Source organism: Streptomyces sp. NPDC001980, assembly GCF_040296885.1.
Taxonomy (GTDB): Bacteria; Actinomycetota; Actinomycetes; order Streptomycetales; family Streptomycetaceae; genus Streptomyces.
The window spans coordinates 67,492-82,144 of record NZ_JBEOYD010000045.1; the positions used below are offsets into that span (position 1 = coordinate 67,492).

Below are 14,653 nucleotides of genomic sequence, written 5' to 3' on the forward strand. Positions count from 1 at the left end.
GAATTCTCCCGCAGCCGAAGCGTCGCCCCGTGGTCTGCCCACGGGGATTCCCCCGTGGCTCCGGGGTGTCCCCCGGTGTCCCCCCGTGGTTCCTGCCGGTGCCGGCCGGTCCGTTCAGTCGCGTTCAGTCGTTCATGTTCACTCCGCCGCTACGACCAACTCCTGCTCCCGGTCGCCCTGCTCACCGGCCGGCGGCTTGCCCGGCAGGAAGAGGGTCACGACCACGGCGCCGACGAGGGCGACGCCCGCGCCGCACAGGGCCGTGGTGTGCATGGCGTGCAGGAAGGCGTCGTTGGCCGGGGCGACCAGGGCCTTGCCCTGCGCGCCGAGCTTCGAGGCGACGCCGAGCGTGGCCTCGATGGACTCGCCGGCGGTCTCGCGCAGCCCGGGCGGCAGCGTGCCGAGCTTGCCCTCGATGCCGTTGCGGTACGACGTCGACAGCACCGAGCCGAGCACGGCGATGCCGAGGGCGCCGCCGACCTGGCGGAAGGTGTTGCTGAGCGCGGAGGCGGAACCGGCCTTCTCGCGGGGCAGGGCCTGCATGATGACGACCGAGGTCGGCGTCATGATGTGCGCCATGCCGGTGCCCATCAGGAAGAAGACGACCTCCAGGATCCAGATCGGCGTGTCGGCCTCGAAGGTGGCGAAGGCGCCCAGGGTGACGGCGATCAGCACCAGGCCGCCCGCGGTGGTGGCCTTGTTGCCGATCCGCTCCACCACCAGCCGGGCCCGCGGCGCGAAGATCATCTGCGCGGCGGCCAGCGGGAGCAGCAGCAGACCGGACTGCAGCGGCGAGTAGCCGCGCACGCTCTGGGTGTAGAAGACGGAGAAGAAGGTCACGCCCATCAGCGCGAAGAAGACCAGCGCGATGGCGGCCATGGCGGCCGAGAAGACCTTGTTCTTGAAGTAGGTGACGTCCAGGGACGGGTGGTCGCTGCGCTTCTCGTAGATCACGAAGCCGGCGAGGACCGCGATGCCGGCGAAGGTGGTCGCGAGCACCTTGGCGTCGGTGAAGTCGGCGAGCTCGCCGCCCTTGATGATGCCGTAGACCAGCAGGACGAGGCCGACGACGGAGAGCACCACGCCGACGGGGTCGAGGCGGCCGGGACGCGGGTCGCGCGAGTCGGGCACCAGCCAGAACATCAGCGCGAGCGCGATGATCACGATCGGCACGTTGATGAGGAAGACCGAGCCCCACCAGAAGTGGTCGAGCAGCACACCGCCGGTGATCGGGCCGATGGCGATGGCGAGGCCGACGCCGCCGGCCCAGATGCCGATCGCCTTCGGCTGCTCCTGGCGCTCGAAGACGTTCATCAGGACGGCGAGGGTCGCGGGCATCACGAAGGCGGCGCCGAGGGCCATCAGCGCGCGGAAGGCGATCAGCTGGTCCGCGGAGCCGGACTCGGCGGCGAGGGCCGAGCCGACGCCGAAGACCACGAGGCCGCCGATGAGCACCTTCTTGCGGCCGAGGCGGTCGCCGACGAGGCCGGCGGTGAAGAGCAGGCCGGCGAAGACGAGGGTGTAGGCGTTGATCGCCCACTCCAGCTGGCTCTGGGTGGCGCCGAGGCCTACCGGGGCCGGGGTGGAGATGGTCTTGACGGCGACGTTCAGGATCGAGTTGTCGAGCACCACGATCAGCAGGCTCAACATGAGCACGCCGAGGATCGCCCAGCGGCGCCGGTACACCGCCTCAGGTATGCGCGAGCCGGGTGGAGCGTCGTCGGCAGGAGTTGTCATGCGGATGAGCCTAAGACCATTTCAATACGGCACCGTCTCGTATCTGAATTCCTTTACCCAGGCCTTACACAACGCGACAGGGGGACCGGTCCGCCCGGGGAGGGCGGCGGACGGTGGACGGCGGACGGTGACCGATGGATCACACGGAGGTCCTCTGGCCGACGGCGGCACGAAGTGCCACCATGAGAGGGATCCGGGGACACCGTGAGGGTGCCTCGAGATGACTTGAAGGAGCCGTTGTCATGACGCAGCTTTCGGCTGCCCAGACTGTGCAGAACAGCCCCTCCGACGGCAGCAAGGCGCTGTACGGGGGGAAGGGCACCCGCCGCATCACGGTTCGCGACATCGCTCTCGCCAAGGAGCGCGGCGAGAAGTGGCCCATGCTCACCGCGTACGACGCGATGACCGCCTCCGTCTTCGACGAGTCCGGCATCCCGGTGCTGCTGGTCGGCGACTCGGCCGGCAACTGTCACCTCGGCTACGAGTCGACGGTCCCCGTGACTCTCGACGAAATGACGATGCTGTCGGCGGCCGTGGTCCGCGGCACCCAGCGCGCCCTCATCGTCGGCGACCTCCCCTTCGGCTCCTACCAGGAGGGCCCGGTGCAGGCGCTGCGCTCGGCGACCCGGCTGGTGAAAGAGGCGGGCGTGGGCGCGGTCAAGCTGGAGGGCGGCGAGCGGTCGTACGAACAGATCCGCCTGCTCGTCGAGTCCGGCATCCCGGTGATGGCGCACATCGGCCTGACCCCGCAGTCCGTGAACGCGATGGGCTATCGCGTGCAGGGCCGCGGCGAGGAGGCGGCCCAGCAGCTGCTGCGCGACGCCAAGTCGGTCCAGGACGCGGGCGCGTTCGCGGTCGTGCTCGAACTGGTCCCGGCGGAGCTCGCGGCCGAGGTGACCCGGGTGCTGCACATCCCGACCGTCGGCATCGGCGCCGGTCCCGAGACCGACGCGCAGGTCCTGGTCTGGACGGACATGCTCGGCCTGACCTCGGGCCGGGTCCCGAAGTTCGTGAAGAAGTACGCGAACCTGCGCGAGGTCATGGGCAACGCGGCCAAGGCCTACGCCGAGGACGTCGTCGGCGGAACGTTCCCGCTGGAGGAGCACTCCGTCCACTAGCCGCACCGCGCACCACCGCACCACCGCACCACCCAGAGCCACTGCGGCAACACCAAGGACAGCCCGCCGATCTTCCCCCGTCGGCGGGCTGTCCCGCGTCGTGACGGACATCGCCGGACCCGATGGACATCGCCGGAGCCGGCGAAGACAATGGCCGCTCACAACACGTCAAGACTTCTGCCCGGTGACGGAGTCGGTGCGGGGCGCGTGTCCCCTCCCCGCGCCAGCACTGGACGGTTCCAGACGGAGACCACGGGTCGGTACATCCGGGCACCGACGACCCAGGTGGGCCGTCCCGCCGGGCAGCGAACAGGACTCGCCGTGCCCTCGGCGAACTACCGTGCCCTGCTGCGCACCCCGGGAGCCGCAGCCTTCTTCCTGCCGGCGTCGTTCGGACGCGTCGGCGTCGCGATGACCGGCACCGGCATCGTCTGGCTCGTCCACAGCCGTACCGGCACCTTCACCTCGGCCGGCCTGGTCGGCGGCTGTTTCGCGGTGGCCGAGGCGCTCGGGGCGCCACAGGTGGCCCGGCTCGTGGACCGGTTCGGGCAGACCCGCGTCCTGCCGCCCGTACTGCTCGCCCACGCGCTCGCGGTGGCCCTCCTGGTGACGCTGGTCGCCGCCGGCGCCCCCGCCGCCGTGCTGGCTCTGGGCGGGGTGCTGGCCGGCGCCTGCGTTCCCCAGCTCGGCGCGATGTCCGCGGCCCGCTGGGCGGCGCTGCTGCGCACCGGCCGGGCGGCTGAACTGCCCAGCGCCTTCGCCCTGGAGTCCGTCAGCAACGAGGCGGGCTACCTGCTGGGCCCGGTGCTGGTCAGCTCCCTCGCCGCGGCCGGGCGTCCGGTGGCCGGCACGGTGCTGGCCGCCTCCCTTTCGGTGGCCGGGGGGCTGGTCCTCGCGGCGCAGCACGGCAGCGCACCCCCGCCCATGGCCGACGGCCCGACGAACGACGACCCGGTGGCCGTCCGCGAGGACCGGTCGTTGCTGCGCGGCGAGGTCGTCCTGCTGATGGGCCTCAATCTCGCCATCGGCGTGTTCTTCGGGGCCATGCAGGTGTCGGTGACCGCCTTCTCCGTGGCGCACGGCGCGCCGGGCGCCGCCACCCCGGTTCTCGCCGTCTCCGGTTGCAGCGGGCTGCTGTCCGGATGGCTGTACGGGCTGCGCCGGTGGCGTACCGCACCCCGGGTGCAGCTGCCGGCGGCGGGCGGTGCGCTGATGCTCGGCACCCTGCTGTTGCTCACGGTCGGCTCACCGCTCGGGCTCGGACTGGTCGTCGTGCTGACCGGTGCCGCGATCCCGCCCCTGCTGGTGCTCTTCTCCGTGCTGACCCAGTCGACCGTCCACCAGGCCGTTCTGACCAGGGCGTTCTCCTGGCTCGGCGCCGCGAGCGCGGCGGGCTCGGCCGCCGCGGCGGCGGTCTCCGGCCGGGCGGTCGACGCGTTCGGGCCAGCCGGTGGCTTCGCGGTCACCGCCGCGGCCGCCGCCGCACTGACCCTCCAGAGCCTCGTCGGTCTGCGCCTGCTGCGCACGACGGAGGTACAGCCGACCGGGAACTGAGGGCGCCGGCCTGCGGTGCCGTCTATCGCCGAATCGTCGCCGAATCGTCGCCGATCCCTCGGCGAGCTATCGATGGTGTATCGGCGGGCTATCGGTGGACTGTAGGCCGGTGTCGGCGGCCTGTCGGTGGTTTGTCGGTGGGGCCTGGCACGGTACTTCCCATGACGCGAATCGACAACAACGCCGTGTCCGTACGGGGGCTGGTGAAGCACTACGGCGACACCAAGGCACTCGACGGAGTTGATCTGGACGTCCGCCAGGGCACCGTGATGGGTGTGCTCGGTCCGAACGGGGCCGGCAAGACCACCCTGGTGCGGATCCTGTCCACGCTGCTGCAGCCCGACGCGGGAGAGGCCACCGTCGCCGGGTACGACGTGCTGCGCCAGCCCCGCCAGCTGCGCCGGGTGATCGGGCTGACCGGGCAGTACGCCTCCGTGGACGAGAAGCTGCCCGGCTGGGAGAACCTGTACATGATCGGGCGGCTGCTCGACCTCCCGAGGAAGGACGCCCGGGCCCGGGCCGACGAGCTGCTGGAGCGGTTCTCGCTGACCGAGGCCGCCAAGCGCCCGGCGAGCACCTACTCCGGGGGTATGCGCCGCCGGCTCGACCTCGCCGCCTCGATGATCGGGCACCCCCAGGTGCTGTTCCTGGACGAGCCGACCACCGGTCTCGACCCGCGCACCCGCAACGAGGTGTGGCAGGAGGTCAAGGCCATGGTCGGCGACGGGGTGACCGTGCTGCTGACCACCCAGTACATGGAGGAGGCCGAGTACCTCGCCTCCGAGCTGACCGTCGTGGACCGCGGGAAGGTCATCGCCGGCGGCAAGGTGGAGGAGCTGAAGGCGAAGGTCGGCGGGCGGACGCTGCGGGTGCGGCCCGTCGACCCGCTGCAGGTCCGGCCGCTCGCCGCCATGATCGACGAGCTGGGGATCACCGGGCTCGCCGGCACCACCGTGGACGGCGAGAACGGCACGCTGCTGGTGCCGATCCTCAGCGACGAGCAGCTGACCGCCGTGGTCGGCGCCGTCACCGCCCGCGGTATCACCATCAGCTCCATCGTCACCGAACTGCCCAGCCTGGACGAGGTGTTCCTGTCCCTCACCGGCCACCGTGCCAGTGCCCCGCAGGACGCCAAGACCGCCGACGACCGTCAGGAGGTCGCCGTATGAGCGCCACGACCGCAACCGCCACCGCCACCGATGCCCGGATCCCGCTGCGCGGGCACCTGCGGCACACCGGCGCCCTGATCCGCCGCAACCTGCTGTGGATCCGGCAGGACCCGGAGTCGATGTTCGACGCGCTGCTGATGCCGATCGTCTTCACGCTGCTGTTCGTGTACGTCTTCGGCGGCTCGATCGGGCAGGCGCTCGGCGGCGGTCAGGACGGATACGTCCAGTACGTCATCCCGGGCATGATCGCGATGATGAGCATGACGCTCTCGCAGGGCGTCGGCACCGGGTTCAGCCAGGACTTCAACTCCGGTGTGATGGACCGGTTCCGGTCGCTGCCGATCGGGCGCGGCTCGGTGCTGTTCGCGAAGATCTCGGTGGAACTGGTGCGGATGCTGTTCGCCACCGCCGTGCTGATGATCGTCGCCGTGCTCGTCGGGTTCCACATCAACCACTGGGGCGGGCTGTTCGCCGCCGTGGGCCTGTCCGCGGTGTTCGCCTCCTCGATCATGTGGGTGTTCCTCACCCTGGGCGTGATCCTGAAGAACGCCCAGTCCGTGCAGGCCATGGGGTTCCTGGTGCTGTTCCCGCTGCAGTTCGGCTCGTCGATCTTCGCGCCGACGAAGTCGATGCCGGGCTGGCTGCAGGCCTTCACCGACTACAACCCGCTGTCCACGCTCGCCGACGCGGCGCGCGGACTGATGGTCGGCGGCCCGGTCGCCCACGACCTGTGGATCACGCTGGCCTGGTCGGTGGGGATCACGGCGATCGCGGCACCGTACGCGATCTACAAGTTCCGTACGAAGAGCTGACGTCCAGCCACGCACGACCGACGTCAGAGCAGGGCGGTGGCCTCCGCGCGGGAGAGGCCACCGCCCTCGGCGTACGCCGACTCGTAGGCCCGGTCGTCGTCGAGGGCGGCCCGCACCCGGGCCTCGGACCGTTCGCGTGCCGTGCGCTCCAGGCCGACCTGGACGTGGCCGGGGGGCACCAGGGCGTCGGCGGCGCCCAGGCAGCGGGCGGCGTCCACGGCGCGCACTCCCCCGTCGAGGCCGGCCAGGGCGACCGCGGCGACGGTCAGGCAGACGGACGGCAGATGCGGGGTGATCGCCTCGCTCAGCGGGTCGGCGGCGAGCCGCAGCGCGTCCCGCAGCTTGGCCAGAGCCTCCGCGTGCAGGTCGTCGAGGGCGTCCACCCAGGCCTCCTGGGTGAGGATCAGGGCGTCGAAGACGATGAAGTGGGAGATCTTGAACTCGGCGCGCAGCAGCCGGAGTTGCTCACGGGCCTCGGCGATGCGGCCGCTCAGCAGGAGCCAGGTGGTGAGGAAGAGCCGCGCGGCGGGCATCGACTCGTTGCTCAGGCTCTCGTTGTCGGCGATGACCTGGCGCAGCAGCCGCTCCCCGCGCTCGGTGTCGCCCGACTCGATCAGCACGCTGCCCAGGCGGGCGTTCAGCACGGCCACCTGGGCGCGGGCGCCGAGCCGGCCGACCCGCTCGATGGCGGCCTCGTAGTCGACGGCCGCCGCCAGGTAGTCGCCCCTGCGCTCCCGGGCCTCGGCGCGCCCGGAGAAGGCCTCGGCGGTGCCCCAGTCGTCCTCGAGGCGCCGGAAGATCTCCAGCGCCTCGTCGGCGTCCCGGGTGGCGTCGCCCGCCCAGGCGGCCCGGTTGGCGAGCAGGTTGGCACGCATGGCGAGCGACCCGGCCAGCTCCCACTCGTAGCCGGGTGTCTCGCGGCAGGTGCGGACGGCGGCGTCGAGGATCTCGCGCAGCCGGTCCATGCCGCCGGTCAGCATCACGGCGAAGAACCAGAACATGCCCGGTGCCCGGCAGGTCTGCGGAATGCCGGGTTCGTAGACCTCGGTGACGGCGTGCAGCTTCGCCTGGGCCTCGGGCGTCTGCCAGACGTCCAACTCGGTGTCCATGCAGGCCAGATGGGCCAGGTGCAGGCCGCGCCGGGCCTCGGCGAGGAGCTCTCCGGCGTACGGCGGCGGGGTGTCGGTGCAGCGCTGCCACACCGGCTCGGCCCGGCGCAGCGGTGCGGCGAACGGGTCGGGTCCGAGGGCTATGACGTCCGCGCACCAGGTGCGGGTCTCGATCCGCTGGTCGTGCATCTGCCAGTACCAGAACAGGGAGTGGAGCAGACAGAGCGCCTCGTGCTCGTCCCGTACGGCGACGGCGTGCCGCAGTGCGGTGCGCAGGTTCTCGTACTCCAGCTGCAGCCGTACGATGGCGGCCCGCTGGCCGGGGCCGCGCAGCAACGGTTCGTTGGTGCGGGCGAGTTCGCGGTAGTAGGTGAGGTGGGCGCGCTCGGCGGCGGTGCGCTCGCCGCTCTCGTCGAGGCGCTCGGCGGCGTACTCGGCGACGGTCTCCAGGAGCCGGTAGCGCATCCCGCCGTCCACGGCCTCGCCCGAAGGGGCCGCCACGACCAGGGACTTGTCGACCAGGGTGCCGAGCGCGTCGAGGGCGGCGGGGCCGCAGACGGCCTCGGCGGCGGCCAGGTCGCAGCCGCCCGCGAAGAGGGAGAGGCGGCCGAGGACGTCGCGTTCGCCGGCGTCGAGCAGGTCCCAGGACCAGTCGACGACCGCGCGCAGGGTCTGCTGCCGGGGCAGTACGGTGCGGCTGCCGGAGGTGAGGAGCCGGAAGCGGTCGTCGAGCCGGTCGGCTATCTGGCGCGGGGTCAGCATCCGCAGCCGGGCGGCGGCCAGTTCGATGGCGAGGGGCAGTCCGTCCAGGCGGCGGCAGATCTCGGCGCAGGCCGCCGCGGTCCCGTCGTCGGCGTCGACCGTGAAGCCGGGGCGGGCCGCGGCGCCCCGCTCGGCGAGCAGCCGCAGCGCCACCGGCTCGGGCAGCGGCTCCACCGGACGCAGCAACTCCCCCGGGACACCGAGGGGTTCGCGGCTGGTGGCCAGGATCGTCAGGTCCGGGCAGCGCTCCAGGAGCCGGGCCGCCAGGTCGGCCGCCGCGTCGACGACGTGCTCGCAGTTGTCGAGGACGAGCACCATCCGGCGCCGGGCGCAGTGGTCGACGAGCCGCTCGACCGGGTCGTCGTGCCGGTCGGCGGCGGCCCGCATGGCTTCGGCGCCGCCGCCGTACAGCACGGCCTGGCGGGCGCCGAGCGCGCTGAGCACGGCCTCGGGGACGTCGGCCGGGTCGTCGACGGGGGCCAGCTCGGCCAGCCAGACGCCGTCCCGGGCGGCGTACCGGACGGTCTCGGCGGCCTCCTGCGACAGCCGGGTCTTGCCGGCCCCGCCGGGCCCGAGCAGGGTGACGAGCCGGGCGGCGGCGAGGTCGCCCCGGATGGCCTTGATGTCGGCCTCGCGCCCGACGAACGAGGTGAGCCGGGCGCGCAGGTTGCCGGGCCGGGCCGGTGCGTCCGCCGTGGGCGCCGGGTCGAGGAGCTCGCCGTGCAGGGCGCGCAGTTCGGGTCCTGGGTCGGAGCCGAGGCGGTCGGCGAGGAGGTGGCGTACGTCGTCGTACGCGGCCAGCGCCTCGGCGGTGCGGCCGGTGCTGTGCAGGGCACGCAGGCGCAGGGCCTGGAGGGGTTCGTCGAGGGGGTGGGCGTCGCACAGGGCGGTCAGCTCGGGCAGGGACTGCTCGGCCTGGCCGAGGGCGAGGGCGGCGGTGTGGCGGGCGCGCAGGGCGTCCAGGCGGCGGACGTCGACGCGGGCCGCCTCGGCGGTGCGGTCGGGCAGGTCGGCCAGGGCCGGGCCGTGCCACAGGGCGAGGGCGTCGTCGAGGACGGTGGCCGCCTTGGCGGGGTCGCCGTCGGCGAGGGCGCGCAGCCCCTCGCCGGTGAGCCGCTCGAATCGGTGCAGGTCGACGTCGTCGGGGGCGGCGGCGAGCCGGTAGCCGCCGTCGGTGGACCCGATCGCGTCCGCGCCGAGCGCCCTGCGCAGCCGGCCGACCAGCGCCTGGAGGGCGCCGGTCGCGTCGGCGGGCGGTTCGTCGCCCCACACCTCGTCCACGAGCAGCCCGGCGGGCACCGCGCGGCCGGGCCGCAGCGCCAGCACGGTCAGCAGGGCACGCAGCCGAGAACCGCCCACGGGGACGGCCGTGCCGTCGGGGCGGAGTGCCTGGGTGGTGCCGAGGATCGCGTAGCGCACGGGGTCCATTGTCCCTGGGGACGTCAGAAGCGGTCACGGGGTTTCGCGGACGGGGGTGTCGGGGCCGCCGGCGGGCGTCAGGGCAGCACGTGCAGGATGTCCGAGGTGTCCGGCGCGTCGAGTGTGACGAGGGCGCCGCAGGTACGGCGGACCCGCCCCAGGCCGTCCACCCTGCCGAGGTCCGTCTCCCCGAACCACTTGGGACAGCTGTCGGCGGGCTCCAGCACGACGGTGCCGGGCACCGGCTCCCGGCCGCGTCCGGCGGCCCGGATCACGACCCCCTCCCCCGGTTCCGCGACCACCGGGTCCGGCGCCCGCAGGCGGAACCGGAACTCCTCGTGGACCAGCTCGACGGCGCGGACCCGGCCGGTGGTGGGGCGGTCCGGGCCGCCGTGGTTCTCCACCCAGGCCTCGGCGCCGTAACCGGCGTTCTCCCGCCGGGCTCCGGCCTCGTAGGCGACCAGTTTCCAGGTCACCTCGTCGCCGACCGTGAACGGGGTGCCGCAGCACTCCATCTGCCAGTCCTCGTAGAACACCTTCAGCAGCCGCATGGTCCCAGCCTCCAGGAACCGAATGCCGGTCGCGATCCGTTTTCACTTGCGCCGAGAGGTATTTCCCCAGCACCCGAGGCGTTTTTCCGCCGCGCCAGGTACGGTCGGACCCGCGTCGACCGTCCCAGCCCCCCGCAGCCCTCGTCCCAGTCCTCCAGGAGCCCCGCACCATGACCGCCACCACCACCCGCCCCAGTGACCGGCGGATCAGTCCCGTGTTCGTCGGGATCCTCGCCGTCACCGCGGTCACCGGGTGGGCCACCTGGTCCGGGTTCGCCGAGCAGCCCGGGGTCGCCGTGTTCCTGTTCGTGACGGCGGCCTGGATCGTCTCGCTCTGCCTGCACGAGTACGCGCACGCGCGCACCGCCCTGCACGGCGGGGACATCACGGTGGGCGCGAAGGGCTACCTGACGCTGAACCCCCTGAAGTACACGCACGCCCTGCTGAGCATCGTGCTCCCGGTGCTGTTCGTGATCATGGGCGGGATCGGTCTGCCGGGCGGCGCGGTCTTCATCGAGCGCAGCCGGATCCGGGGCCGCTGGCGGCACAGCCTCATCTCCGCCGCCGGTCCGCTGACGAACGTCCTGTTCGCCGCCGTCTGCACCGCCCCCTTCTGGCTCGACGCCCTGGACGGCGTCCCGCGCGACTTCCGTTTCGCGCTCGCCTTCCTCGCCCTGCTCCAGGTCACGGCCGCGATCCTGAACTTCCTGCCGGTGCCGGGGCTGGACGGCTACGGCGTGATCGAGCCCTGGCTGTCGTACAACATCAAGCGCCAGGTGGAGCCGTTCGCCCCGTTCGGTCTGCTCTTCGTGTTCGCGCTGCTGTGGGTGCCGTCGATCAACAGCGCGTTCTTCGACGTGATCGACGCGCTGCTGCGCCACCTGGGCGTCGGCGACCTGGACCAGTACTGCGGTCAGCAGCTCTACCGGTTCTGGCAGGGGTCGGACGAGTTCTGCTCGATCAGCCAGTGACGACAGGAGAAGACAGGGATCGGGCGGACAGCGGGAACTCCTCGCCCAGTTCCCGGAACACCGCCGTGTTGAGGGCGAACGCCCGCTTGCACTCGGCGACGACGCGCTGCTTCTCCAGGTCGTCGGCGTTCACCGCGTCCAGCAGTTCGCGGTAACCCCGCTTGAAGGCGGCCGGGTTGGCGATGCCCTCGAAGACGTAGAACCGGACGCCGTCGCCCTTGCGCTCGAAACCCCAGGTCCGCTCGGCCTTGTCGCGGATGATCTGGCCGCCGGAGAGGTCGCCGAGGTAGCGGGTGTAGTGGTGGGCGACGTAGCCGGCGGGCCAGCTCTCGGCGCACTCCCGCACCCGCGCCGCGTACTCCTCCGTCGCCGGCAGCGCCGTGCGCCCGGTCCGCCACCCGGCCCCGTGCAGGTGTGCCAGGTCCCGCTCCAGTGCGGCCAGCCGGAACAGCTCGGGCCGCACGAACGGCCCGGCCACCGGGTCCGACGCCAGCCGCCCGGCCGCGCCCTCCAGCGCGTCGTACACGAACCACAGCTGCTCGGTGTAGCGGGCGTACGCCTCCACGCCGAGCCGGCCGCCCAGCAGGTCGCTCATGAACGTCGAGGTCTCCGCCTCCACGTGCTGCTCGTGGGACGCGGTGCGGATGAGTGTCGAGAAGGAGTCCATGGGCAACATCCTCTAAGGTAAGGCTTACCTAAGTCAATGCTCTTGCCGACGCTTCGTCGGTAACGTTACCGACACCTTGTCGGCAAAAGAGTACCGGAAAAAGGCCCGCCCTCCGAGGGGAGGACGGGCCGGGCGGCCGAGGGGGCAAGGGGGTACCGGTTCCGGGTTACGGCAGGGTCAGGATCTCCGCGCCGGTGTCCGTCACCACCAGCGTGTGCTCGAACTGCGCGGTGCGCTTGCGGTCCTTGGTGACGACGGTCCAGCCGTCGTCCCACATGTCGTACTCGTACGTCCCGAGCGTCAGCATCGGCTCGATCGTGAAGGTCATCCCGGGGTGCATGACGGTCGTCGCCTGCGGGCTGTCGTAGTGCGGGATGATCAGCCCGGAGTGGAACGACGAGTTGATGCCGTGGCCGGTGAAGTCACGGACCACCCCGTAGCCGAAGCGCTTGGCGTACGACTCGATGACCCGGCCGATGATGTTGATCTGCCGGCCCGGCCGGACCGCCTTGATCGCCCGGTTCAGGGACTCCCGGGTCCGCTCCACAAGGAGCCGGCTCTCCTCGTCGACGTCCCCGACCAGGTAGGTGGCGTTGTTGTCGCCGTGCACCCCGCCGATGTACGCGGTCACGTCCAGGTTGACGATGTCACCGTCCTGGAGCACCGTCGAGTCCGGAATGCCGTGACAGATGACCTCGTTGACGCTGGTGCACAGGGACTTGGGGAAGCCGCGGTAGCCGAGCGTGGACGGGTAGGCCCCGTGGTCGCACATGTACGCGTGCGCCACCTTGTCGAGTTCGTCCGTCGTCACACCCGGCGCGATGAGCTTCGCGGCCTCCTCCATCGCCTGCGCGGCGATGCGGCCGGCGATCCGCATCGCCTCGATGGTCTCCGGGGTCTGCACCTCGGGCCCGGTGTACGGGGTCGGCGCGGGTTTGCCGACGTACTCGGGGCGGCGGATGTTTCCGGGTACCGAACGGGTGGGAGAGAGCTCCCCTGGTACGAGCAGCGACTGGCCAGACATGCCAGCGAGTCTAACCAGCAGGCATGCGGGAACATGTGGATGGCGAAAGGAGCCGGTCATGGCCCTGTTCAAGAAGCGGACCGTCGCGAAGGCGGGCGAGTGGTACTACTGCCTGCAGCATCAGAAGGTCGAGGAAGGGCCCGAGTGCCCCGCCAAGGACCGGTTCGGCCCTTACGCCACCCGTGAGGAGGCCGAGCACGCGATGGAGATCGCGCGGGAGCGCAACCTCCAGTGGGAGAACGATCCGCGGTGGCACGACGCGCCGGCGAAGGACTCCTCGGACGAGGACTGATCAGGAGGGCTGGGTGGGACCGGCCGCGGCTTCGGGTGCGGCTTCGGGTGCGGCTTCGGCGGTGCGCCGGGCGCGCAGTCGTACGGCGTGCTCGTTCGTCTGCGCGTCGTACGACATCAGGGCGGGGAGGCACAGGGCCAGCAGGCCGACCGCGCCGGTGCAGAGCAGGCCGCCCGCGCCGACGGACGTCCGTACGCCGAGCCATCCGGCCATGCCGCCGGAGCGGACCTGGCCCAGGGTGGGGCCCACGGAGTACGACAGCAGTTCGATCCCGGCGAGGCGTCCGCGCAGCTCGTCGGGGATCGTCTGGTTCCACATCGCGGCCCGGAAGATCCCGCTGACCATGTCGCAGCCGCCGGCGACGGCGAGAAGGAGCAGGACCAGCCATACGTTCGCCACGGCGCCGGCGGCCGCGATCGCGAGGCCCCACAGCGCGGCCGACAGCACCACCATCCGCCCCTGCCGGCGCACCCGTGAGGTCCAGCCGCTCACCAGGCTCACGAGGAGCGAACCGGCCGGGATGCTCGCGTACATCAGGCCGAGCGACCAGTCGGCGCCCAACTCGTCGGCGAGGAAGGGCAGCACGGCGAGCGGCATCGCCAGGAACATCGCCGCGAGGTCGACGGCGTAGGTGCCGAGGAGTTCCTTGCGGCTCCATGCGTAGCGGGCGCCCTCGGCGACCGAGCGGAGGGTGGGGGCGGCGGCCTCGTGGGAGGCGGGCGACGGGGCGATGGGGAGGATGAGTACGACCGACACGAGGAACGTGACGAGGTCGGCGCCGTACGCCCAGCCGAGGCCCGCGTACGCCACGACCAGGCCGGCGACGGCGGGGCCCGCGACGCCGCCGACCGTCCAGCGGAAGGAGTTGAGGGCCGCCGCGGCCGGGAGGTCGTCGTGGGCGACGATCCTCGGCAGCAGGGAGTCGAGGGCGGGGCGCTGCAGGGACACCAGCGCGGACGAGAGCGCGGCGACGGCGTACAGCGGCCATACGGCCGGGTGCGGCAGCAGGGCGTTGACCAGCAGCCCGGCGCTGAGCAGCCCCTGAGCGGCCTCGGTCCGGACGATCAGGGCGCGCTTGTCGAGGGCGTCGGCGAGGGCGCCGCCGTAGAGGCCGAAGAGGATGAGCGGGAGCAGTTCGACGGCGCCGACGGCTCCTACGGCGGCGGCGGAACCGGTGAGGTCCTTGATCTGCACCGGGAGCGCGACGAACGTCAGGAAGCTCCCGAAGGTGCTGATCAGACCGGAGACCCACAGCCGCCGGAAGTCGACGGAGGCCTTCCAGGGGGCTAGGTCGGGGAGGAGGCTCACGCTGGGCCATGCTGAACGCTGCGCTCGGCGGCAGCAAACACTTTTCGCCCGGGTGCGGCCCGGTGGGGGGCGACCTCGCGGACGATGGAGAGGCCGAGGCCGGAGCCGGGGAGGGAGCGGGCGTCGGCGGCTCGGTAGAAGCGGTCGAAGATGCGGATCA

Annotated in this window: 12 protein-coding genes; 6 read left to right on the plus strand and 6 right to left on the minus strand. The window is 72.0% G+C overall.

Annotation, left to right across the window (positions count from 1 at the left end):
* Window positions 1-138: 138 nt before the first annotated feature.
* Window positions 139-1,737, minus strand: a complete 1,599-nt coding sequence (locus tag ABT137_RS42510) for an MFS transporter (RefSeq protein WP_351717553.1) — start codon at window positions 1,735-1,737, stop codon at window positions 139-141.
* Window positions 1,738-1,979: 242 nt separating this feature from the next.
* Here ABT137_RS42510 and panB point away from each other — a divergent pair, with 242 nt between their 5' ends.
* The 4 genes from panB (at window position 1,980) to ABT137_RS42530 (ending at window position 6,390) form a co-directional block, all read left to right on the plus strand.
* Entirely contained in the window at window positions 1,980-2,855 is an 876-nt protein-coding gene (panB, locus tag ABT137_RS42515) for a 3-methyl-2-oxobutanoate hydroxymethyltransferase (RefSeq protein ID WP_351717555.1), read from the plus strand.
* A 321-nt stretch (window positions 2,856-3,176) separates the two neighbouring features.
* Window positions 3,177-4,409, plus strand: a complete 1,233-nt coding sequence (locus ABT137_RS42520) for an MFS transporter (RefSeq protein ID WP_351717556.1) — start codon at window positions 3,177-3,179, stop codon at window positions 4,407-4,409.
* A 161-nt stretch (window positions 4,410-4,570) separates the two neighbouring features.
* On the plus strand, window positions 4,571-5,578 hold the full coding sequence (locus ABT137_RS42525) for an ATP-binding cassette domain-containing protein (protein WP_351717558.1): 1,008 nt from the start codon (window positions 4,571-4,573) through the stop codon (window positions 5,576-5,578).
* Window positions 5,575-6,390 (plus strand): ABC transporter permease, encoded by an 816-nt coding sequence (locus tag ABT137_RS42530; protein WP_351717560.1) that lies wholly within the window; start codon window positions 5,575-5,577, stop codon window positions 6,388-6,390. Before ABT137_RS42525 ends, ABT137_RS42530 begins: the two co-directional genes overlap by 4 nt.
* A 23-nt stretch (window positions 6,391-6,413) precedes the next feature.
* Here the strand turns inward: ABT137_RS42530 and ABT137_RS42535 are convergent, their stop codons facing one another.
* Complete coding sequence (locus tag ABT137_RS42535; protein WP_351717562.1) at window positions 6,414-9,689, minus strand: AfsR/SARP family transcriptional regulator; 3,276 nt, start codon at window positions 9,687-9,689, stop codon at window positions 6,414-6,416.
* Between the two features lie 68 nt (window positions 9,690-9,757).
* A complete protein-coding gene (locus tag ABT137_RS42540; RefSeq protein ID WP_351717564.1) occupies window positions 9,758-10,231 on the minus strand; it encodes a DUF6578 domain-containing protein in 474 nt (157 codons plus the stop codon).
* A 170-nt stretch (window positions 10,232-10,401) separates the two neighbouring features.
* Here ABT137_RS42540 and ABT137_RS42545 point away from each other — a divergent pair, with 170 nt between their 5' ends.
* Entirely contained in the window at window positions 10,402-11,202 is an 801-nt protein-coding gene (locus ABT137_RS42545) for a site-2 protease family protein (RefSeq protein WP_350785125.1), read from the plus strand.
* Here the strand turns inward: ABT137_RS42545 and ABT137_RS42550 are convergent.
* Complete coding sequence (locus tag ABT137_RS42550) at window positions 11,192-11,869, minus strand: biliverdin-producing heme oxygenase (RefSeq protein WP_351717567.1); 678 nt, start codon at window positions 11,867-11,869, stop codon at window positions 11,192-11,194. The two genes, ABT137_RS42545 and ABT137_RS42550, sit on opposite strands and share 11 nt — an antisense overlap.
* 166 nt (window positions 11,870-12,035) lie before the next feature.
* The gene (gene map, locus ABT137_RS42555; RefSeq protein WP_351717568.1) at window positions 12,036-12,893 is read right to left on the minus strand and encodes a type I methionyl aminopeptidase; all 858 of its coding nucleotides are present in this window, start codon (window positions 12,891-12,893) and stop codon (window positions 12,036-12,038) included.
* Window positions 12,894-12,951: 58 nt separating this feature from the next.
* On the opposite strand from map, the gene ABT137_RS42560 reads away from it, so the two are divergent.
* A complete protein-coding gene (locus ABT137_RS42560) occupies window positions 12,952-13,185 on the plus strand; it encodes a hypothetical protein (RefSeq protein WP_351717570.1) in 234 nt (77 codons plus the stop codon).
* Here ABT137_RS42560 and ABT137_RS42565 read toward each other — a convergent pair whose 3' ends face one another.
* A complete protein-coding gene (locus ABT137_RS42565; protein ID WP_351717572.1) occupies window positions 13,186-14,493 on the minus strand; it encodes an MFS transporter in 1,308 nt (435 codons plus the stop codon).
* Window positions 14,494-14,653 lie beyond the last annotated feature (160 nt).

Excerpts from the sequence above, each read along its gene's own strand:
- ABT137_RS42510 (WP_351717553.1), bottom strand. The coding sequence starts at position 1,737 with ATGACAACTCCTGCCGACGACGCTCCACCCGGCTCGCGCATACCTGAG.
- panB (WP_351717555.1), top strand. The coding sequence starts at position 1,980 with ATGACGCAGCTTTCGGCTGCCCAGACTGTGCAGAACAGCCCCTCCGAC.
- ABT137_RS42525 (WP_351717558.1), top strand. The coding sequence starts at position 4,571 with ATGACGCGAATCGACAACAACGCCGTGTCCGTACGGGGGCTGGTGAAG.
- ABT137_RS42530 (WP_351717560.1), top strand. The coding sequence starts at position 5,575 with ATGAGCGCCACGACCGCAACCGCCACCGCCACCGATGCCCGGATCCCG.
- ABT137_RS42535 (WP_351717562.1), bottom strand. The coding sequence starts at position 9,689 with ATGGACCCCGTGCGCTACGCGATCCTCGGCACCACCCAGGCACTCCGC.
- ABT137_RS42540 (WP_351717564.1), bottom strand. The coding sequence starts at position 10,231 with ATGCGGCTGCTGAAGGTGTTCTACGAGGACTGGCAGATGGAGTGCTGC.
- ABT137_RS42545 (WP_350785125.1), top strand. The coding sequence starts at position 10,402 with ATGACCGCCACCACCACCCGCCCCAGTGACCGGCGGATCAGTCCCGTG.
- ABT137_RS42550 (WP_351717567.1), bottom strand. The coding sequence starts at position 11,869 with ATGGACTCCTTCTCGACACTCATCCGCACCGCGTCCCACGAGCAGCAC.
- map (WP_351717568.1), bottom strand. The coding sequence starts at position 12,893 with ATGTCTGGCCAGTCGCTGCTCGTACCAGGGGAGCTCTCTCCCACCCGT.
- ABT137_RS42560 (WP_351717570.1), top strand. The coding sequence starts at position 12,952 with ATGGCCCTGTTCAAGAAGCGGACCGTCGCGAAGGCGGGCGAGTGGTAC.